Genomic DNA, 20,506 nt, shown 5'->3' on the forward strand with positions numbered 1-20,506 from the left:
TTGCAAAAGGTCTGCCATAAGAATGGCGCGGATTTCCTGCGTAATGGCTGTTTTTGCTGCAGCATATATATGAAAGAAGGGGAGAAAATGCCTTGCGCTGTCAGATAGGGATTGACGCCCTTATGCGCAGCAAGACAAGTTTACGGCCAAGAGGGGCTGCAGCTATGAACCGATTTGTCGATATGCGTGTCACCATGGCGGATGTTGCCAGGGAAGCGGGCGTGTCATTGAAAAGTGTTTCGCGCGTGGTGAACGGGGAAGCGCATGTCTCCGCCAGCTTGCGTGAAAAGGTAGAACATGCCGTCGCCCAACTGGGCTATGTGCCGCATATGGCTGCCCGTTCGCTCGCCGGGAACCGTTCCTTCACAATCTGTCTGCTGTTCGACAATCCTTCCCCGAATTACAAGATGAAGATTCAGACGGGGTGCTACAAGGCATGTTGGGAAGCGGGTTATCAATTGCGGATCGAAGAAATCCGTCCGGCGGAGACATGGGATGCGCTGGAAAAACAATTGCTGCCTGTCCTGCATCAGCGCCAGAGTGACGGGCTGGTTCTTACGCCACCGCTGGCCGATGATCCGCGAGTGCTCGATCTGATCGAAAAGGCAGGGCTGCCCTATGTACGGATTGCGCCGACTGCCGATCCGGGCCGCTCCAAGGCAGCGGATATGGACGATTATGCTGCGGCGGGCGATGTGGCTCGATTGTTTTATGCACATGGGCATCGTCGCCATGTTGCGATTATTAACGGCCCTCTCGCCCATGGGCGAAGCGAATGTCGCCGGCAGGGCTTTATCGAGACTTTCCAGCGGCTCCAGCCCGATATTTCCGTGATGGAGGAGATGGGCGATTTTACCTTTTTCAGCGGTATCGAAGCGGGCAAACGCTTACTTGCACGTAAACCGCGCCCGACAGCCATTTTCGTGACGAGCGACGATATGGCGGCGGGGGTTCTCAATGCGGCCCAGCAACGCGGCCTCAATGTACCCGAAGATGTATCGGTCTGCGGCTATGATGACGGGATCATCGCCATGACCGTCTGGCCCTATCTCACGACAATTCGTCAGCCGATTGCTGAAATGGCCGAAACGGGCGTGCGGATGCTGCTCGACTGGGCGGATCGGGATATAGTGACACGGCAGATCGGCTATGAGCTGATCGAACGCGATTCCGTGGCCGATGCGTCGATGGCGTGAGCGATACATATGGGACGGGCCACGCTTCCTATGGGCGAGGCCTGCTTTTAGCGGGAAGGCGCGTAACAAACTGGCCTGACGCGTCAGGCGTAACCGGGCTCAGCTTTCCATCAGGGCCAGAGTGACATGGCCGCGACCGGCGCCGCGAATACCGATTTGGCGCGCAGCGGCTTCAGAAAGATCGATCACACGGTTATGCGCATAGGGGCCGCGATCATTGATGCGAACCACGACCGACTTACCCGTGCGGCCATAGGTGACTTTCACTTTGCTGCCGAAGGGCAGGGTACGATGCGCGGCGGTGAGCTGTGTCGGATCGAATGTTTCACCATTCGCTGTCCGGCGGCCGCGGAATTTCGGCCCGTACCAGCTTGCTTCGCCGGCGCCGATTTCCTCAGCCATGCCGATAGCATTCGCAGCGGCGAGTGGAGCGTCGCTGTCATCGAGATCGATGGCAGGATTGGCATCGGTACCATCATCGGTTTCCGAGGGTTCGAAGCGCGGCAGATTCGTTTCGAGTCCGCTCAGCGTACCCGATACCGGAACGATTTCCGGCGCCGGGGATTGTTCTGCATGACCGGGCGCGATAGCCAGAGCCAGGCCCATCAGGCCGAGGCCGCCCAGTGCTGTATAACGCTTCGAAATGCCAGATACTTTCATAATGAAAGCAACTCCCGTCATCCATGAGTGACGGGGGCAATACGCGCCGGGGGCGTGTCATACTACCCACATAAGGGCATCCGGTCCCGTTTCGGGCTCGATTCGTCGTAGTCTGAATGTGTGGCCGAAGGCTCCTGCGGTGAAGCGCCTCCGGCCTAAGATAAACTACATATCGCGTTTAGCGAGGAGTCGCAGACGCAAGGCGTTGAGTTTGATGAAGCCTTCGGCATCCTTCTGGTCGTAAGCGCCGGCATCGTCTTCGAAGGTTACATGGCGTTCCGAATAGAGGCTGTCGGCGCTCTTGCGGCCAACAAGGTGGACGCCGCCTTTATAGAGTTTAAGGCGTACCGTGCCGTTGACCTTCTGCTGGCTGAGATCGATTGCCGCCTGAAGCATTTCACGCTCGGGGCTGAACCAGAAGCCATTATAAATCAGTTCGGCATATTTCGGCATCAGCTCATCCTTGAGATGCGCTGCGCCGCGATCGAGTGTGATTTGCTCGATCCCGCGATGGGCGACGGCATAGATCGTGCCGCCCGGCGTTTCATACATGCCGCGGCTCTTCATGCCGACAAAGCGGTTTTCCACCAGATCAAGCCGGCCGATGCCGTGCTTGCGACCCAGTTCGTTCAGCGCGGTGAGCAAAGTGGCCGGGCTCATCGCCTCGCCATTGAGTGCAACGCCGTCGCCCTTGTCGAAATCCACGGTGATATATTCGGGTGCGTCGGGTGCATCTTCCGGATTCACCGTCCGCGAATAGACGTAATCCGGGGTTTCTTCCCACGGATCTTCGAGCACTTTGCCTTCGGATGAAGTGTGCAGGAGATTAGCGTCGGTGGAGAAGGGGCTTTCGCCGCGCTTATCCCTGGGGACCTGAATCTGATGCTTCTCGGCCCAGTCGATCAGCGCGCTGCGTGAGCCGAGATCCCATTCACGCCATGGCGCGATGACCTTGATATCGGGATCGAGCGCATAGGCGGAAAGTTCGAAACGGACCTGATCGTTGCCTTTGCCGGTGGCGCCATGGGCAATTGCATCGGCGCCGGTTTCGCGGGCGATCTCGATCAGGCGCTTGGAGATCAGCGGGCGGGCGATCGATGTGCCGAGCAGGTAATCGCCTTCATAGCGGGCATTGGCGCGGAACATCGGGAAAACGAAGTCGCGCACAAATTCCTCGCGCACATCTTCGATATAGATATGCTCATCGGGAATGCCCATATTGCGGGCCTTGGCACGGGCCGGTTCGATTTCCTCGCCCTGGCCGAGATCGGCCGTGAAGGTCACCACTTCGCAATTATAGGTCACCTGCAGCCATTTGGCGATCACGCTCGTATCGAGTCCGCCCGAATAGGCGAGCACAACGCGTTTGATCCTGGAGCTATCGGTGTCTGACATTTACGGAGGCCTTTGCGGAAATAGAAAGCGAGGCCGCGCCTATCAGGCAGGCCCGTGCGATTCAATGGCTATGATGGCGGCAAAGCACCGATTTGCAGCAGGTTCCAGCCAAATTTAGAACTTTGTTGCGTCGAGCTGCGGATTGAGATCGGAAATATGGTTGAGCCATGAGCGGGGTTTGCGCAGCATTTTGTCCGGATAATCGACTGTCAGGCCGGCAATTCTGGCAATGGCACCAACGAAATGAATGCAGTTGCGGGTTTCGAGATCGTAGGTTTTGTGCCGCCAGGCTTCCACTTCATCCATCATCCGGCGATAGGTTTCATCACTCACCGTGATAGTGAAATGATCGTTCGTCTTGCGGATATACTTTTCTTTCTCGACATAGATTTCCGCTTTTGTTTCGCCGAGTAGGACATTGGGCCCGACGCTGGTGGCGGTGAAACCGTAATTGGAGTGTACAGCTTCTCCGGTACTGTCCAGAGAGCCGTCAAAGACCACGAAAGTATGAGGATAACGCCCGAACAGCGATCCGTTGAAACTGTGAAACGATACCGTCACCGCCGCCTGGGCAGGCATTGCCATGAGAGCGAGAATGAGAATGGTAACGGAAAGCCAGAACCGGGACATGGTTTTGCTGAAAATCAGAACGGTTCGCATCGATACCCCTTTTCTGGCCATTCCGGCTGGTCAGTCGGATAATGGTACAGATCTTTTGTCGGGTTCAAAATAGGGTCGTGTCAATGGCAGGGCATGGCGGTTGCGCGAATACACAATCTGATAGACGCAGAGATTGCCATATTCGAAGCCGACCGAAGCCCCGGCCAGATAATAGGTCCACATACGGAAAAAGCGCGGATCGTACATCGCTTCGATCGCTTCGCGCTGTTCCAGCGTCCGTTCATACCAGGCGCGCAGGGTTTTGGCGTAATGGACCCGCAGCATTTCCACATCGGCGGCAAGCAGATGATAATGCTGGCTCGCCTCGGCGATTTCGCTGAGCGCAGGCATATAGCCGCCGGGGAAGATATATTTCAGCGTAAAGGCGTCGGTCGGTTCGGGATCGCCCATACGGCCGATCGTATGGAGCACCATGAGCCCGTCATAGCTCAGCAGATTGCGGCAGGAGCGGAAAAATGTGCGATATTGCGGTTTGCCGACATGTTCGAACATGCCCACCGACACGATCCGGTCGAAAGTCGCCCCCTCTTTGGCAAGATCGCGATAATCGAGCAGTTCGAAGCGAACGCTGTTGTCGAGCCCTTCCTGTTTGGCTTTCTCACGCGCCAGCGCGAGTTGTTCGGTGCTAAGCGTCACACCAAGCACTTCGACATTGTAATGGCGCGCCAGATAGAGCGCCATGCCGCCCCAGCCGCAACCGATATCGAGCACGCGCTGGCCCGGTTTCAGCTTCAGTTTCGCCGCGATATGGGCGAGTTTGTCCTGTTGGGCCTGATCGAGATTTTCTGTGTCGGGGTGCCAGTAGGCGCAGCTATATTGCATGTTCTCATCGAGGAACAGCTTGTAGAACGCATTGCCCAGATCGTAATGATGCGACACGTTCCGGCGCGAGCGGCCGCGCGGATTGAACTGGCTGAGTTTGCCAGCAATCTGCTGTTGCAGCCAGCGGAACCCTTTCGCCAGCGGCAGGGTTTCACCGCCATCCCAGGGGTGATTGGCCCTGAAAAGGGCAAGAAGCTCGAAAATATCGCCTTTCTCGATGATGATCCGGCCATCCATATAGGCTTCGGCCGAAGCAAGCCAGGGATCGGCAATCACATCATTGACGACCTTTTCATCGGTCAGCTTTATTGCAAGATCGGGATAGCCCTGTTCAGCCCGGCCATAGGTCCTGTGCCATCCTCCGGGTGCCGAAATAGTCAGAGTGCCGTGCTGAATGAGGCCCGACACGAAACGGTCCAATATCTTCATTTTTTCCCCTGACATAGCTGATCGGCGTGTTTTCCGCCTGAATGCCATGCGTCAACGTCACCCGGCCCGGTGCCCTGAGCGCCCGCTTCGTATGACTTTTAATCGGGAAAGCTGGCAAAGTACCGGAGTGAGTAGTCATCTTGAGGACATAACTTATCCATGCAGAGCATCATGACAAGGGTGTTCATCACACAGAAAGATTATCATCAGGTACAGTCAGAGTAACCGATTGCTGTGTAATATTAAATTCCCGCATACCATTGGTAATTGGCGCGGTCTTCCCAATAGCCGCCTTTACCTTGGCCGATTCCGGAAAGATCTTTTACCGCTTCGATAGCAGTCAGATATTTTGCGTGCTTATAGCCTAATTGTCGTTCGACTCTCAGGCGCAAGGGTGCACCGTTGCGGACCGGTAGCGGAGCATCGTTGAGTCTGTGGGCGATGATGGTTTGCGGGTGATAGGCATCGACCAGATCGATGCTTTCGTAATAAGCTGCCCCGTTCAGATGATCGGCACAGTGAAAGACGATATAGTTCGCCTCTTCGGACAGTTGCGCGAGATCGAGAATGATGCCCAGTTGCGGCCCGGTCCACTGGCCGATGGCGCTCCACCCTTCCACGCAGTCATGGCGGGTAATCTGGGTGCGCTGGGGCAGGGTGCGGATTTCTTCCAGCGAGAGCGACAGCGGCTGGCCGACCAGCCCGTGTACGGCGAGCCGCCAGTCGGCAAAACCGTTCTGCGCTGCAGCGCGATAGGCCGGTGTAGCAGGATCGAGCGTGCCGTTTCCACGAAAAGATGGCGAGATATCCTGCCTGTCGAATTCGCGGGCCAGTGCCTGCCGCGAAGCAAGCGCGCGATGGGCGCTGCGATGCCAGTCTTCGGCGCGATCGAGCAGGGTGGCTATGGGCTGAGTGTCAGCAAGTTTGGAACAGCCAGCCGCCATGCCGGCCATCATGGCAGCCAGAAGATTACGGCGTTTCATCGCGTTTCCCTCCCGTTACCATGGCTTTGAGCTGGCCCAGCGGGCCGGAAAGCAGCACCAGCGCGACATGCAGCAGCAGAAAGGCGAATAAGCCCCAGGCGCACAGAAAGTGGAGCGAACGGGCGCTTTGCCGCCCACCGAAAAGATCGAGTAACCAGGGCCATGCCGCATCCATGCCCGGACTCATCGCCATGCCGGTAAAGATCATCAGCGGCAGCATGATGAAGATAACCAGCCCGTAAGCCGCTTTCTGAAGAAAATTATACTGCCCTGCGCCACGATGGAAATCGAACCGGAGATGCGCACGGATATCCGCCCATATCGCCTGCCCGCGCCATTCTGCCAGACGTGTTGCGATATCCTTTCGGAAATGCCCGTTGACCAGCGATATCAGCATGAAAAGCAGCAGGGCGAGCGCGAAAATCCAGGCAAACAGGAAGTGCCAGTCGCGCGCGGCGGAAAGGCTGTAATAGCCGGGGATTGTCGCCCAGCCGGGAAAGCGCGGGAGAAACGCCCATGCTTGCGAAGGAGCGAATCCGGCTTGCCCCCAGTAAAGCCGGGGATGGGCGTTGGAGATATTCAGCCCCGACATGAACAGTACCGCCAGACAGGCCAGATTGAGCCAGTGCCATATCCGGGTGGTAAGGCTGTGCCGGGGACGCTGCGTCATGCGGAGTCTTCTCTTGCCAGATAGAGCACGTCACGCGGCTGCGGCACGAGATGCTGACCGGAATCGACAAAAACCGTCTGCCCGCTATCCAGCACACCGCTGGCAAGAAACAGCGCCGTATCGGCGATCTCTTGCGGCGCAGTGCGGCGATGGAGCAGATTCATCCGGTGCGAGCTTTCCGCTTCGTCCGCTGTCTGATCATGGCTTGGCAGAATGGCGCCGGGGGCGATGGCATAGACCCGGTCGTCACTCCCGGCCGCCATGCCCATCATCGGGACGGTGGCGGCCAGTGCGTGTTTGCTCATCGTATAGCTGAAAAAATCGGGATTGGGATTGGCGACTTTCTGGTCGGTGATCTGGATCACCCGGCGGCCGGTTGCGGCTCTGGCGCAGCGCAGGAAAGCCTGAGCCATGCGCACCGGGGCTTTAGCATTGACCTGCATGGTTTCGGCGAAGACCTTCGATGAAAGGCCGGTCACGTCGTCGGGCGGGAAAATACTCGCCGAATTGATGAGCACGCGCCAGTCGGGCAGTCGCGTTGCCAGTTCTTCGATCATTTTCACGCCGGCGCCCGATTGCGCCAGGTCGCAGCGCACGGTTTCGGCGGAGGGCAGGGCGCCGGCGAGTGTCTCGGCCGCGCCGTGCGAGTGGTGGCAGTGGATCACGACATGCCAGCCATTCTCTCCGAAATGCCGGGCGATAGCAGCGCCGATCCGTTTGCCCGCCCCGGTAATGAGCACAGCGGGGCGATCATTGCCGGATGAAGATGGCGCATTGCTTTGTGTCATGACGCCAATGGAGCACAGCCAGGCGAAGGAAGAAAGAGGGCAGTTGGCATGCTATCTTTCCTCTCCGGCCTTTCAGGCTTTGGGCACCCGCTTTTCCAGCTCGGCGAGCCATGTATCGGCGACGGCATCGGACGGCGCACGCCAGTCACCGCGCGGCGAAAGTGCGCCGCCTGAGGAGACTTTGGGCCCGTTCGGAATGGCCGAGCGTTTGAACTGGCTGAAAGCGAAGAAACGGCGGAGGAATTTTTCCAGCCATTCGCGAATGGTCGCAAGCTCATAGGCATTTTTCTTCGCTTCGGGGAAACCGGCAGGCCATTGCCCTGCGGCGGCATCGCGCCAGGCATGCCAGGCCAGAAAGGCCACTTTGGACGGTCGCTGCCCGAAGCGGACAATATGATGCAGGAAGAAATCGTTCAGTTCGTAAGGGCCGATTTTCGCCTCGGTGCTCTGGATGGCGCCGGTGTGATCGGCGGGCACGAGTTCGGGCGAGATCTCGGTTTCCAGAATGGCGTGGAGGATCGCATCGGTCTCGGGATCGAATTGTCCTGTCGTGGTGGTCCAGCGAATCAGATACTGGATCAGCGTTTTGGGGACCCCGGCATTCACCGCATAATGACTCATCTGATCGCCCACGCCATAGGTGCACCAGCCGAGCGCCAGTTCGCTGAGATCGCCTGTTCCTATGACGAAACCCTTATAATGGCCGGCCAGACGGAACAGATAATCGGTCCGCAGGCCCGCCTGCACATTCTCGAAAGTCACGTCATAAGCCGGTTCGCCATCGGCAAAGGGATGGCCGATATCTTCGAGCATCCGTGTGGCGGCCGGGCGGATATCGATTTCCTCACCCTGAATGCCGAGCGCCCACATCAGCTTCCAGGCATTGTCTTTCGTTTCGTCGGATGTGCCGAAGCCGGGCATCGTATAGCCGCGAATGGTCGAGCGTGGAATGCGCAAACGATCACAGGCCTTGGCTGCCACGATCAGCGCATGGGTCGAATCGAGCCCGCCGGAAATGCCGATTACCATGCTTTCGGGGCGTGTCGCTTCGAACCGCCGCATCAGTGCATCGACCTGAATATTGAAAGCTTCGTAGCAATCTTCGTCCAGCCGGTGCTGGCGGTTGGGCACGAAGGGAAAACGCCGCACAGGGCGGATCAGCCCGATATCGCCTTTGGCAGGATTGTGGCTGAAACGGATGGTGCGGAAGCGCTGTTCGGGATGGCCGCTGGCTTCGGCGGCATCGTTGAAGCTCTGCATCTGCATCCGGTCCTGCAAGATCCGGTCGCAATCGATATCGGCGATACATAATTCGGGATGGAGGCTGAATCTTTCGGATTCCGCCAGCCTGTCGCCCAGCTCGTAAATCACGCCCTGACCGTCCCAGGAAAGATCGGTGGTGCTTTCCCCATGGCCCGCCGCGGCATAAATATAGGCCGCCGCCGCCCGTGCGCTTTGGGCGCGGCACAGCAAATGCCGCTCATCCGATTTACCGATCGTGATATTGGAAGCGGAAAGATTGGTCAGGATCGTCGCCCCGGCCAGCGCGCCTTGCGAGGAGGGCGGGGTGGCAACCCAAAGATCCTCGCAGATTTCCATATGGAACACGAAACCGGCCAGCTGTTCGCTGGCAAAGATCAGATCGCTGCCGAAGGGAGCTTCCAGCTCGCCGATGCGGATGGTCATCCCTGCTATATTGCGGCCATGGGCGAACCAGCGTTTTTCGTAAAATTCGCGATAATTGGGCAGGAAGCTTTTGGGCGTTACGCCGATAAGCCGGCCTGCCGCAATAGCCAGCGCGCAATTATAGAGCCGCCCGTTATGGCGCAAAGGCGCGCCAATAAGGAGGACGGGGGAGAGGTCGGCACTCGCGGCGACAATTTCCGCCACCGCCTCTTCCACCGCATCCAGCAGGGCCGATTGCAGGTGCAGATCGTCGAGTGCATAAGAGGAAACGCATAATTCGGGATAGACCAGCAAATCGACATGCGCCTCATGCGCGCGGCGCGCTTCGGCAAGGATCGCGTCGCGGTTGAAAGCGACATCGGCCGTGCGCACGCGCGGCGCGCTGGAAGCGACCCGCACGAAGCCATGGGCATGGAGGTCGTAAAACACTGCTGCGTCTGTCTGGCCGCTCATGCGCCGTTTTTCTCCTTCGAATCTCGGCCCATCATTGCCAGTTTGCCGGTGCCGGACAAAGCCCCCCGTTCAGAAATTGTTTTCCCGTTCCCCGGCATCGTAGCGGTCGCGCGCCTGATGAATCTCCTCACGATTCGTTACTGCCCAACTGCTAAGCAGCGCCACCGGGCTCCACAGCGAATGGCCGAGCGGGGTCAGTTCGTAATCGACCCGTGGCGGTACGCTGGGCGTGACGGTGCGGCTGATAAGCCCGTCGCGTTCCAGGCCGCGTAATGTGCGGGTGAGCATACGCTGTGAAATACCGGTGACCAGACGCTTTAACTCATTGAAACGGCGTGGTCCGGAGCCGAGCCGGATCACCACCTGCATCGACCATTTGTCACCGACGCGGGACAGGACTTCGGTCACGGCTGGGCAGGCGCCGAAAGTCTCGGGCTCAAAAGGGACATCGATGTGCCTATCGGACAAAAATGTGCCTTCTTGCGGAGATGTGCTGACAGTATCCATATGCGCCCCGGTTATCCTTTGTTACCGGAGAAGTCACATGAAAATTCTGCATATCGACAGCGCCACGACCGGTGCCGCTTCGGTCAGCCGCGAAGTCAGTGCCGCCGCTACGGCGCATTTCAAGGAACTCTATCCCGATGCCGAAGTCGTCTATCGCGATCTCGGTGTGGAGCCGCTGGCGCATCTTACACCGACCACTACAGGCGCGATCCGTCTGCCCGCCGATGCGCAGGACGACAATATGAAAGCGGCCTTTCCAACCGAACGGGCTGTGCTGGACGAATTTCTGTCCAGCGATATCGTGGTGATCGGTGCGCCGATGTATAATTTCACCATTCCCAGCCAGCTTAAATCATGGCTCGACCGTCTCGGCGTGCCGGGCGTGACTTTCTCTTATTCCGAAGCCGGGCCGCAGGGGCTCGCCGGTGGTCGTAAAGTGGTGATCGTTTCCTCGCAGGGCGGTGAATATGAACAAGGCGGGGTGATGGAGCATCAGGAACAATATCTGAAGGATTTCTTCGGCTTTATCGGCATTGACGATCCAATCTTCGTGCGCGCGAACAAGACCGGTTTCGGTCCCGATATCCGCGCTGCTTCCATCGCTGCGGCGAAAGAGCAGATCGCAGCGCTGTAAGCCGTCTCTGTCGCGGAGACTGACAAAAGCCGCCTTGCTTCCCCGGAGGCAGGGCGGCTTTTCCGTGAGCAACGCCTTGTGGCCATCGAGCTTTTAAAAAATAGCAAGCTATCGAACTTGCGCTTCTCCCCCGAGTTTGACAAAATCCGGCAAACAAATGGGAGAATGACCGTGATCGAAGCGCCGCTTGTGTCCTGTGATGACCATCTCGATCTCAATATGCTGCCGGCCGATGTCTGGACCGGGCGGCTCGCTGCGAAATGGGGCGATCTGGCCCCGCATATAGAGGAGCTGGAAAACGGTTCGGCGCAATGGGTTTGCGGGGATCAGCGCTGGGGAAGCTGGGCGGGCAAGCCGCTCGGCTTTTCGGGGCCCAAGCCGATCCACACAGCCTATGACCGCGGCGGGATCGAGGATCTGAGCGAATTGCGCGCGGGCAATCCGGCACTGCGTTTGCAGGATATGGATCGCGACGGTGTGTGGGGCCATCTGGTGTTCGGCCCGGTGACATCGATCAGAACCGATAATGAGCAGCTTATGCGTGCCTGCTATGCGGCCTATAATGACTGGCTCTATGAAGATTTCTGTGCGGTGGCGCCCGAGCGTCTGATCGGCGTCGCCATGCTGCCGCCCCATCCCGAACCGGCGATCGACGAATTGAAACGGCTGGCGAAGCGGGGCGGGGTGAAGCAGGCCAATCTGCAAATTGCCGTATGCGAACCGCGGCTGGAAGATGAACGGTGGGAGCCGCTTTTCGATTTGCTGGAAGAAAGCGGCATCGTGCTTTCCTTCCATGTTACCGTGTTTCCCTCAGCCACTAAAGCGTTCGATAAATATAAGGGCTCTCCGGGTGCGACCTTCCTGCATGCCAAAATGTTTATCGAGCAGTTTCTCGATCCCTTTGTCGATCTGTTCGCATGGGGAATTCTGGAAAGGCATCCCGATCTCAAAATCGTGATTGCGGAAAGCGGTGTGGGCTGGGTGCCATGGGTGGTCGAAGAGCTGGATTATCGCCACTGGCGCTTGTGGGAATGCGCCGATTTCTGGGACGATAAGGGCGGTATCCCGCATAAGAAGAAACCCTCCGAAGTGTTTCGTAATCAGGTTTACGGTACTTTCCAGCAAAGCCCCACCGCCATGCGGCTCACCGAATTCTGGGGGCCGGATAATCTCCTGTGGGCGAGCGATTATCCGCATCCCGATTCGATCTGGCCCCATAGTGAGAGGACCATCGGTGAGACGATGGGCCATATGGAACCGGATCTGGTGCGCAAGCTGGTCGGCGGCAATGCGGCGAAACTATACGGTCTCGATCTCGGCAAGGCGACGGTGAAGGGACGGCTGGCTATCGGCAGCGAAGCCCGGGCGGCCTGACGCGGCCTCTTGCGCAGCGGGGGAACATGACAGGCTTTTTCGCCCGCTCTCGCCCGCTATGGTGAGCCCGGAGATACGCTAAGATTGATTTAGTCCTCCGGCCTCGCCATATCCCCGCCAAACCTGTGTTCAGCAAATATGCGCGGGCGCGCCAGAGGAGCCTTTCATGTCAGACTATGAGTACGACCTGTTCGTCATCGGTGCCGGTTCGGGGGGCGTGCGTGCGTCCCGCGTGGCGGCGAGCCATGGGGCCAAGGTCGCCGTGGCCGAAGAACACCGCATCGGCGGAACCTGCGTCATTCGCGGCTGCGTGCCCAAGAAATTGCTGGTTTACGCTTCCATGTTCGCTGAGGAACTCGACCATGCCGGCCCGATGGGCTGGGATCTGGGGGAGAAGAGCTTCAACTGGCAGCGTCTGCGCGATCATGTGAATGGCGATGTGGACCGGCTCAACGGCCTCTATACCAACACGCTCGACAATCATGGTGTGGAGCAGATTCTCGAACGCGCCACGGTGACCGGCCCGCATAGCGTGAAACTGGCCAGCGGGCGGGAGATTACGGCGAAATATATCCTCGTGGCCGTGGGGGCCTGGCCCTATATGCCCGATATTCCCGGCGTCGAACATTGCATCAGCTCCAACGAGGTGTTCCATCTGGAAGATCTGCCTAAGCGCGTCATGGTGGTGGGCGCAGGCTATATCGCGATGGAATTTGCCGGAATTTTCAATGCGCTGGGCAGCCATGTCGATGTGGTGAACCGCACGCAGACAATTTTGCGCGGCTATGATGAAGGCATTACCGACCGTTTGCTGCGGCTCGCTTCGGCACGCGGTATCGAATTCCATATGGATTCGCGTCTCAATGGCGTGGAGAAAATGGAAGACGGGACGCTTTGTGCCGATATTGCCGGCAAGGAACAGCGGATCGATACCGATTGCATCCTGATCGCCACCGGCCGTGTGCCCAAGACCGAAGGGCTGGGCCTCGAAAGCGCCGGAGTGGCCATGGGCACGAAAGGCGAAATCGAGGTGGACGAACATAACCGGACGAGCTGCGAGAGCATCTATGCGGTGGGCGATGTTACCAACCGTGTGCAGCTAACGCCGGTCGCCATCCGCGAAGGGCAGAATTTTGCCGATACGGTGTTCGGCGACAAACCGGGCACAGTGGATTATGACTGCATTCCGAGTGCGGTATTCTCGCAGCCGCCGATGGGCGGTGTCGGCCTTACCGAAGGTGAAGCGCGTGACAAATTCGGCAGTGTGAAAGTCTACACATCCGATTTCCGTCCGATGAAGAACATCTTTGCCGAAACGCAGGAGCGCGGCCTTTATAAGATGGTCTGCGATGCGGATACGGATAAGGTGCTGGGCATCCATATGATCGGCCCCGAATCGCCCGAAATTCTTCAGGCCGCCGCCGTGGCGGTGAAAGCGGGACTGACCAAGAAGGATTTCGATGCGACCGTGGCGGTTCACCCTTCCATGGCCGAAGAGCTGGTGCTCCTGAAATAGGCCCGTTTATGGCTTCGCACGCGATTTTCACCATCGGTTACGAACAGGCGACACAGGCCGCTTTGATAACCGCTCTGGTGGAAGCGCGTGTCGAAGTGCTGGCGGATATTCGCTATCTGCCCCTGTCGCGTCGCCCCGGCTTTTCGAAACGCTCGCTCGCCGCGGCGGTGGAGGAAGCGGGGCTGACTTACCGCCATTTCAGGCAGCTCGGCACCCCCGCCGATGGTCGCGCGGCAGCAAGGCGCGGCGATCTGCCTGAGCTGGAACGGATCTATGCCGGCCAGCTCGAATTGCCCGAAAGTCTGGCCCAGCAGGCCGAATTGCGCATGCTGGCACGGGATAAGCGGGTGGCGCTGCTTTGCTATGAACGCCGCGCCTGCGAATGCCATCGCAATATTCTCGTCCGCCAGTTGCTGAGCGATTGCGAACAGGTTGATCTGGAGCCGGAAGTTATTCCGAAACCATGAGCGGTTTTCATGCGTATCGGAAGCATGTTTTTCGATAACTGGCCCGATATAGCCCGCGTTTGCATCATTGTTGCCAGTGGATATCTGGCAACGATTGTCCTGATGCGGCTTGGCGGTAAGCGCCTGCTTTCCAAATTCAATGCGTTCGATTTCATCGTCACCATTGCGCTGGGGTCCATTCTGGCCAGCACTATTCTGCTCGAAGATGTCAGCCTGTCGGAAGGGCTGGCGGCGCTGGCAGCGCTGACCCTGCTGCAACTGAGCATGAGCTGGCTGACCAATCGCTTCAGCTTCTTTGCCTATGCGTTACGATCGGAGCCGCGCATTCTGCTGCGCGATGGCCGGTTTTACGAGGATGCGCTGCGTTACGAACATATCAGGCGTGACGAGGTGGAAGCGGCCATCCGCCGCCACGGCCACGGCAAAATCGAAGATGTTTCTGCCGTGGTTCTGGAAGCCGATGGATCGCTCAGCGTAATTTGCGAGGGCAAAGCTGCCGACTGCACGGCACTGCGCTCTGTGCTCGAACACGATGAGAAGGCGCTTTAAACCCCTTTTTCGAGCTGCTCTTCCATAAAGGCGGCGATATCTTCCATCGAAACGTCGCGGTCGAGGAAAGCCTCCCCGATGCTATTCAACAAAATGAAAGGCAGCGTGCCGGCATCCATCTTCTTGTCATGCAGCATGTGCGCGGCAAGCTTGGTGCCGTTGCAGTCGAGCCCCAGCGCTGAAATTTCCGTGGCGAGACCGGCGGCGCCGATGGCGGCGCTTACCCGCTGCGCATCCGTATCGGAAATCAGCCTCTTGCGCGCCGAATAGCGGGCGGCCAGCACCATGCCCAGCGCCACCGCTTCGCCATGCAGCAGCCGGTCGGAAAAGCCGGTTTCGGCTTCGAGCGCATGGCCGAATGTATGGCCCAGATTGAGCAGAGCGCGCGCACCTTTGGTTTCGCGCTCATCTTCGGCAACGATGGCCGCCTTGGCTTCCACGCTCCGGCACACGGCATATTCCTGCGCCGCGCGGTCTCCGGCGACGACTTTCGCGCCATTTTCCTCGCACCAGTCGAAAAATGCACGGTTGCCCAGAATGCCGTATTTGATGACTTCGGCATAACCGGCGCGCATTTCGCGGATCGGCAGCGTACCCAGCGTGTCGAGATCGGCCAGCACCAGGCCGGGCTGATGAAACGCACCGACCAGATTCTTGCCCGCGCGCGTGTTGATCGCGGTCTTGCCGCCGACCGAGGAATCGACCTGCGCCAGCAGAGTGGTGGGCACCTGAATGAAGCCGCAGCCGCGTTTGAGAATTGCGGCGGCAAAGCCGGTGAGATCGCCGATCACTCCGCCGCCGAGCGCGATAATATGATCGCCGCGTTCGACTTCTTCGGCCAGCAGCCAGTCCACCAGCTCTTCGAGCACAGACCAGCTTTTGCTCGCTTCTCCGGCATCGACGATATGCCAGTGCGGTTCGAAACCCGCTTCGGCCAGCGTCGTTTCCACCGCGCCGCGCCAGTATTCGGCGACGTTGGTGTCGGTGATGACGGGCACGGCTTTCTTGCGCAGCAGCGCGCCGCACTGATCGGGCAGTTCCTTGAGCAGTCCGCTGCCCGTGCGCACCTGATAAGAGCGTCCGGCAAGGTCGATGGGGATCACAGCCATTGGTCGAGTGCTTTCATGATTCGCAGAACGGTTTGCTGATGCGGCCCGGCTTCGCTGACGACATGGAGCGGGGCCTGTTCGTAAAAGGGGCGGCGTTCGGCCTTGAGGCGCGTGAGGATTTCGCGCGGATCGCCATTGCGCAGCAGTGGCCGGCCGGGCTTGCGGCCCACCCGCTCCACCAATGTGTCGGTATCGGCATCGAGCCACAGGGCGATGGCCTTGTCGAGAATCAGCTCGCGAGTCTCATCCTGCACGAAAGCACCGCCGCCAGTGGCCAGAATGCCCGGACCCGATTCGATCATCCGGGCGATCACCCGCCGTTCACCATCGCGGAAATAGCCTTCGCCGAACTGGTCGAATATTTCGGGGATCGACATTTGCGCTGCATTTTCAATTTCATCGTCGGCATCGGCAAAGGGCAGATCGAGCAGCGTCGCGAGCTTGCGCCCGACGCTGGACTTGCCAACGCCCATCATGCCCACCAGCACGACCGGGCGGTCTATCCGCGCCCGGAGCGCGCTCACTTCAGCCGGTGAGGGGAGGGGATCATCCTTGGTCATTGCCGCAAGGGCTATAATTGCGCTAGTCCGCAGCGCAAGCGTGGCGGTGCAGTTTGGCAGGCGCCACGAAATTTTTGCGATTGGTGGAAATGGGCCGAAAGAAAATCTGGATCGGGCTTGGCGTTATCATCCTTGCATTTCTGGTTGTCGCCTGGATCGATGGTGGCAGGCAGGAACCGCGTATGATCGAGCAGCCTGTGGCCCTTTCCGCGACGGGTGGCGAATTTACGGGCGCCCAGGAGAATAAAGAATGAAGCGTGTCGTCCTGCTGACCGGGGTCGCCCTGGCTGTCAGCTCCTCTCTGGCCTGGGCCTCGCCGGAATCGCTTTTGCCCCCCGGTTTCGACAATCCGACACCGACTCCTACGCCCACTCCAAAGCCGGCGACGCCAGCCCCGCCGCCGCGCCGGAGCGCTACGCCTGTGCCTGCCGAGCGGCCCGGCGCTGCGCCGGCTTCTCAGGCGGCATCGCAAAACCCTGCATCTCAGCCCGGCGCAAGCGGCGGAGCCGATGGCGATGCGCTGGCCAAACTGCCCAGCCTCGCCGAGATCGAGGACATGGAAACCGATGAGGTGAACGAATTGTTCGGTCTCAAGCCGAAATTCGACGTTCCTCCCGCGGCGCGGCGCGCTGTGGAACAGGTCGGGGTGATTTCCGCCGAAGAGGGGGGCTTTCCGGCCGGTTCACTGGCAAAGCAACCAGCCTCGCTTATTCGTGCCGCGCTCAAGGGAACGCAGGGGCCGCTCGTGTCGCGCTGGGGCCATATTCTTCTGCGCCGCGCTCTGGCCAGCCGGATGGATGCGCCCGAGGGTATGAATCCTGTGGAATTCGCTGCTTTGCGGGCGGCGCTGCTCAATCGCATGGGCGAAGGGCAGGTTGCGCGGACTTTGGTGCAGGATGTCGATTCGGCCAATTATAATCTCGCGCTCGCCGATGCGGCTTTCGATGCCTATCTCCAGACCGGCGATCTGATCGGCATGTGCCCGGTGGCCCGGCTCAAGGACGATCTGCGCTCCGATCCGCAGTGGGAAATGACCCGTTCGATCTGCGCTGCCTTTGCCGGTAATACGCGCAGTTCGGAGCGCCAGCTCAATCGTGCGCTGGCACAGGGCCTTGCGCCGCGGGTCGATGTGCTGCTGGCCCAGCGTTTCGCCGGAGCGGCCGGGGAAGGCCGCCGGGCGGTAAATATCGAATGGGACGATGTGAATGAAATGACCCCCTGGCGCTTTGCCCTGTCGGCGGCGCTGGGTGTGGATATGCCGGAGAGTCTGCTTGACGATGCCGGGCCCTATTATCAGCGTTCCGCCGTGCTGATCCCGGCTTTGCCGCTGGCAATGCGTGCCGAAGCGGCAGATCGCGCGGGGATGGACGGGATTCTGTCTTCGGCGGCGATGGTCGATCTTTATTCGCAGCTTCATGCCAGCGCCGAAAATGACGGCGCGCTGAGCGAAGATACGAACCGGCTGCGCAACGCCTATGTCGCCACCGGTCCGGCTGAGCGTCTCGCTGCCATGCGTGAATTATGGGGCAATGGAACGCCCGATTACGGCAAGCTTGTGCTCACCGCCTATGCGGCAGCACGTTTGCCCGTGGATGAGGATCTGGCTGACGACCCGGCCGATCTGATCGCTTCCATGCTGGCTGCCGGGCTCGACCGTAACGCGATGCGCTGGGGCGGCACAGTGAGCGAAGGGAGCGAGGCCTGGGGTCTGCTGGCCGTCGCGCAGCCCGAACGTTCGGGCACCGTGTCGAGCGGAGCGGTGGACAGTTTCATCGATGAGGACAGTTCTGCCGGACAGCGCAAATCGCGCTTTCTGGTGGCCGGGCTGGCCGGACTGGGCCGGCTCGACAATGATGATATGGCCGGTTTCGGGGAGAATCTCGGCATCGATTTCAATCGCGAAAGCCCGTGGAGCCGCACGATCACGCAGGCAGCCGACTATCGCAATGCCGCGCTGGTCGCGATTCTGGCCGGGCTGGGTATGCAGGGCGATGGCTGGGACAAGATGACGGCACGCCAGCTTTATCTGATCGTGCGTTCGCTCGACAAGGCCGGTCTCAATGCCGAAGCGCGCATGATTGCCGCTGAGGCGGTCGCCAGAGGATAGGCCGATCAGCGCGGCGGTCGAATCCTTCATCGCCATGCTTGCTGCGGAGCGCGGGGCGGCGGAAAATACGCTGGCGGCCTATCGCCGCGATCTGGAAGGCAGCGAGGATGCGATAGGCGATCTGGCTTCGGTCAGCCGCGAAGATGTCGCTGCTCTGGGCGATGCCTGGCGCAATCTGGCCGAGACCACAGTGGCGCGCAAAAGCTCGGCCCTGCGGCAGTTTTTCGGCTTCTGTGTGGATGAGGGGCTGCGCAGCGACGATCCGTCTCCGGCTCTTCCGCGCCCTTCTGCGCGCCGCAGCCTGCCGCGTATTCTCGATCATACGCAGGTGGAGGCGCTGTTCGCGCGCGCCGAAGAAGAAGCGCTGAGCGGCAAGCCGGCAACGGTGCGAATGCTCGCTTTGCTCGAACTGCTCTATGGTTCGGGGCTGCGCGCCAGCGAACTGGTTTCGCTGCCGCTCGAAGCTGTGCCGCGCGATGCGCCTTTTCTGACTATCCGGGGCAAGGGCGGGCAGCAACGCATGGTGCCGGTTTCCAACCGCGCGGTGCAGGTGCTGGCACGCTGGCAGGCCGTGCGCCCCGATGACGGGAAATTCCTGTTCCCCTCGCGCGGGAAACATCTCACGCGAATCCGCCTGTTTCAGCTCCTGCGCGATCTCGCAGCGCGGGCGGGAATCGATCCGGCGCGGGTCAGTCCTCATGTGCTGCGCCACGCTTTTGCCACCCATCTTCTGGAAGGCGGTGCCGATCTGCGCGTGCTGCAAACACTGCTCGGCCACGCCGATATTGCGACCACGCAGATCTATACGCATGTCGATTCGGCGCGGCTGGTGGCGTTGGTGAATGAACGGCATCCTCTTGCCGAGAAGCGTTCCGCGCAGTAGCGCAGGAAACATGATTTCCTATCTCGAATTCGAAAAGCCCGTCGCCGCGCTGGAAACGCGCATTGCCGAATTGCGCGCTCTTGCGGAAAGCGACGATGTCGATATCGCGCAGGAGCTTGCCCGGCTGGAACGCAAAAGCGCCGAAATGCTGGAAAGCAGCTATGCCTCGCTCACGCCCTGGCAGAAGACGCAGGTCGCCCGGCATCCGCAACGCCCGCATTTTCGCGATTATGTGGCCGAAATGTTCGACGATTTCATGCCGCTGGGCGGAGATCGTCTCTATGGCAATGATGAAGCGATCATGGGCGGTTTCGCCACACTGCAAGGCCGCAAGGTGATGCTGATCGGCCATGAAAAAGGCAACGATACGCAAAGTCGCCTGCGCCATAATTTCGGCATGGGCAAACCCGAAGGCTATCGTAAGGCGATTCGCCTGATGGAACTGGCCGGCCGTTTCGGTCTGCCGGTAGTGACGCTGGTCGATACGTCGGGCGCTTTCCCCGGCATCGAGGCGGAAGAGCGCGGACAGGCCGAAGCCATCGCCCGCTCCACCGAAGCGTGTCTCGGTCTGCCGGTGCCGATGGTCGCGACGATCGTGGGTGAAGGCGGTTCGGGCGGCGCAGTGGCGCTGGCCAGTGCCGAGCGTGTGCTGATGCTCGAACATGCGGTTTATTCGGTCATTTCGCCCGAAGGCTGCGCGTCGATTCTCTGGCGGACCGGTGAAAAGGCACCGCAAGCCGCTGAAGCGATGAAAGTGACCGCACAGGATCTCGCATCGCTCAATGTTATCGACCGAATCGTGAAAGAGCCGGTTGGCGGGGCACATCGCGATCCGCGCAGCACGGCGGAGAATTTGTCCAATGCGATTTGCGAAGAACTCGATTCGCTCTCGCAAATGGATCCTGGCCAGCTCAAGCAATTGCGTGAGGAACGCTTTCTGGCGATCGGCCGGCTGTAGGATTCTCCTGCCCTGCCGTTCGAAGACGGTTTTGCAGGTTTTTGCTGACAATGCCCGCCCGTGGCAGCATGGGCGGGCA

Annotated in this window: 21 protein-coding genes; 10 read left to right on the top strand and 11 right to left on the bottom strand. The window is 59.6% G+C overall.

Annotated elements, in window-relative coordinates; translation table 11 throughout:
* Positions 1-164: 164 nt before the first annotated feature.
* Positions 165-1,196: a LacI family DNA-binding transcriptional regulator gene (locus D6851_RS12705; RefSeq protein WP_183030089.1), complete on the top strand. Its 1,032-nt coding sequence runs from the start codon at positions 165-167 to the stop codon at positions 1,194-1,196.
* A gap of 99 nt (positions 1,197-1,295) precedes the next feature.
* On the opposite strand, the gene D6851_RS18215 is transcribed toward D6851_RS12705, so the two are convergent.
* The 9 genes from D6851_RS18215 to D6851_RS12750 form a co-directional block, all read right to left on the bottom strand.
* Complete coding sequence (locus tag D6851_RS18215) at positions 1,296-1,856, bottom strand: septal ring lytic transglycosylase RlpA family protein (RefSeq protein ID WP_274379056.1); 561 nt, start codon at positions 1,854-1,856, stop codon at positions 1,296-1,298.
* 165 nt (positions 1,857-2,021) lie between these two features.
* A complete protein-coding gene (locus D6851_RS12715; RefSeq protein ID WP_120325255.1) occupies positions 2,022-3,251 on the bottom strand; it encodes an argininosuccinate synthase in 1,230 nt (409 codons plus the stop codon).
* A gap of 114 nt (positions 3,252-3,365) precedes the next feature.
* The gene (locus tag D6851_RS12720; protein ID WP_238474085.1) at positions 3,366-3,911 is read right to left on the bottom strand and encodes a hypothetical protein; all 546 of its coding nucleotides are present in this window, start codon (positions 3,909-3,911) and stop codon (positions 3,366-3,368) included.
* A gap of 30 nt (positions 3,912-3,941) precedes the next feature.
* Complete coding sequence (locus D6851_RS12725) at positions 3,942-5,183, bottom strand: SAM-dependent methyltransferase (RefSeq protein WP_120325382.1); 1,242 nt, start codon at positions 5,181-5,183, stop codon at positions 3,942-3,944.
* A 242-nt stretch (positions 5,184-5,425) separates the two neighbouring features.
* Positions 5,426-6,166, bottom strand: a complete 741-nt coding sequence (locus tag D6851_RS12730) for a molybdopterin-binding protein (protein ID WP_120325256.1) — start codon at positions 6,164-6,166, stop codon at positions 5,426-5,428.
* Positions 6,153-6,836 (bottom strand): cytochrome b/b6 domain-containing protein, encoded by a 684-nt coding sequence (locus tag D6851_RS12735; RefSeq protein WP_120325257.1) that lies wholly within the window; start codon positions 6,834-6,836, stop codon positions 6,153-6,155. The genes D6851_RS12730 and D6851_RS12735 overlap by 14 nt, the downstream gene beginning before the upstream one ends.
* The gene (locus D6851_RS12740) at positions 6,833-7,624 is read right to left on the bottom strand and encodes an SDR family oxidoreductase (protein ID WP_120325258.1); all 792 of its coding nucleotides are present in this window, start codon (positions 7,622-7,624) and stop codon (positions 6,833-6,835) included. The genes D6851_RS12735 and D6851_RS12740 overlap by 4 nt, the downstream gene beginning before the upstream one ends.
* A gap of 72 nt (positions 7,625-7,696) precedes the next feature.
* The gene (locus D6851_RS12745) at positions 7,697-9,763 is read right to left on the bottom strand and encodes an NAD(+) synthase (RefSeq protein WP_120325259.1); all 2,067 of its coding nucleotides are present in this window, start codon (positions 9,761-9,763) and stop codon (positions 7,697-7,699) included.
* Between the two features lie 69 nt (positions 9,764-9,832).
* Positions 9,833-10,231 carry a winged helix-turn-helix transcriptional regulator gene (locus D6851_RS12750; protein WP_238474086.1) on the bottom strand — a complete coding sequence of 133 codons (399 nt, stop codon included), beginning with the start codon at positions 10,229-10,231 and terminating at the stop codon, positions 9,833-9,835.
* Between the two features lie 76 nt (positions 10,232-10,307).
* Between D6851_RS12750 and D6851_RS12755 the strand changes: the two genes are divergently transcribed.
* From D6851_RS12755 to D6851_RS12775, 5 genes are all read left to right on the top strand, one after another.
* Positions 10,308-10,904, top strand: a complete 597-nt coding sequence (locus D6851_RS12755; protein WP_120325261.1) for an FMN-dependent NADH-azoreductase — start codon at positions 10,308-10,310, stop codon at positions 10,902-10,904.
* 171 nt (positions 10,905-11,075) lie between these two features.
* Positions 11,076-12,278, top strand: coding sequence for an amidohydrolase family protein (locus D6851_RS12760; RefSeq protein ID WP_238474087.1), 1,203 nt, complete (start codon positions 11,076-11,078; stop codon positions 12,276-12,278).
* Between the two features lie 166 nt (positions 12,279-12,444).
* Entirely contained in the window at positions 12,445-13,794 is a 1,350-nt protein-coding gene (gorA, locus tag D6851_RS12765) for a glutathione-disulfide reductase (protein ID WP_120325262.1), read from the top strand.
* A gap of 8 nt (positions 13,795-13,802) precedes the next feature.
* Positions 13,803-14,261 (top strand): DUF488 domain-containing protein, encoded by a 459-nt coding sequence (locus tag D6851_RS12770; protein WP_120325263.1) that lies wholly within the window; start codon positions 13,803-13,805, stop codon positions 14,259-14,261.
* Positions 14,262-14,270: 9 nt separating this feature from the next.
* On the top strand, positions 14,271-14,810 hold the full coding sequence (locus D6851_RS12775; protein ID WP_238474088.1) for a DUF421 domain-containing protein: 540 nt from the start codon (positions 14,271-14,273) through the stop codon (positions 14,808-14,810).
* Here D6851_RS12775 and aroB read toward each other — a convergent pair.
* Both aroB and D6851_RS12785 read right to left on the bottom strand, forming a co-directional pair.
* Positions 14,807-15,919 carry a 3-dehydroquinate synthase gene (aroB, locus tag D6851_RS12780; RefSeq protein WP_120325264.1) on the bottom strand — a complete coding sequence of 371 codons (1,113 nt, stop codon included), beginning with the start codon at positions 15,917-15,919 and terminating at the stop codon, positions 14,807-14,809. The two genes, D6851_RS12775 and aroB, sit on opposite strands and share 4 nt — an antisense overlap.
* Positions 15,910-16,479, bottom strand: coding sequence for a shikimate kinase (locus D6851_RS12785; RefSeq protein WP_120325265.1), 570 nt, complete (start codon positions 16,477-16,479; stop codon positions 15,910-15,912). Before D6851_RS12785 ends, aroB begins: the two co-directional genes overlap by 10 nt.
* A 53-nt stretch (positions 16,480-16,532) precedes the next feature.
* Between D6851_RS12785 and D6851_RS17560 the strand changes: the two genes are divergently transcribed.
* Genes D6851_RS17560 through D6851_RS12800 form a run of 4 tightly spaced genes read left to right on the top strand, consistent with a single transcriptional unit; the run spans position 16,533 to position 20,427 of the window.
* Entirely contained in the window at positions 16,533-16,733 is a 201-nt protein-coding gene (locus D6851_RS17560) for a hypothetical protein (RefSeq protein WP_147395477.1), read from the top strand.
* Positions 16,730-18,586 carry a hypothetical protein gene (locus D6851_RS12790; RefSeq protein ID WP_120325266.1) on the top strand — a complete coding sequence of 619 codons (1,857 nt, stop codon included), beginning with the start codon at positions 16,730-16,732 and terminating at the stop codon, positions 18,584-18,586. Before D6851_RS17560 ends, D6851_RS12790 begins: the two co-directional genes overlap by 4 nt.
* Positions 18,558-19,469, top strand: a complete 912-nt coding sequence (locus D6851_RS12795) for a tyrosine recombinase (protein ID WP_274379057.1) — start codon at positions 18,558-18,560, stop codon at positions 19,467-19,469. The genes D6851_RS12790 and D6851_RS12795 overlap by 29 nt, the downstream gene beginning before the upstream one ends.
* A 10-nt stretch (positions 19,470-19,479) precedes the next feature.
* Complete coding sequence (locus D6851_RS12800; RefSeq protein ID WP_120325267.1) at positions 19,480-20,427, top strand: acetyl-CoA carboxylase carboxyltransferase subunit alpha; 948 nt, start codon at positions 19,480-19,482, stop codon at positions 20,425-20,427.
* Positions 20,428-20,506 lie beyond the last annotated feature (79 nt).

The sequence above is a fragment of the Altericroceibacterium spongiae genome (assembly GCF_003610805.1).
Lineage (GTDB): Bacteria > Pseudomonadota > Alphaproteobacteria > Sphingomonadales > Sphingomonadaceae > Altericroceibacterium > Altericroceibacterium spongiae.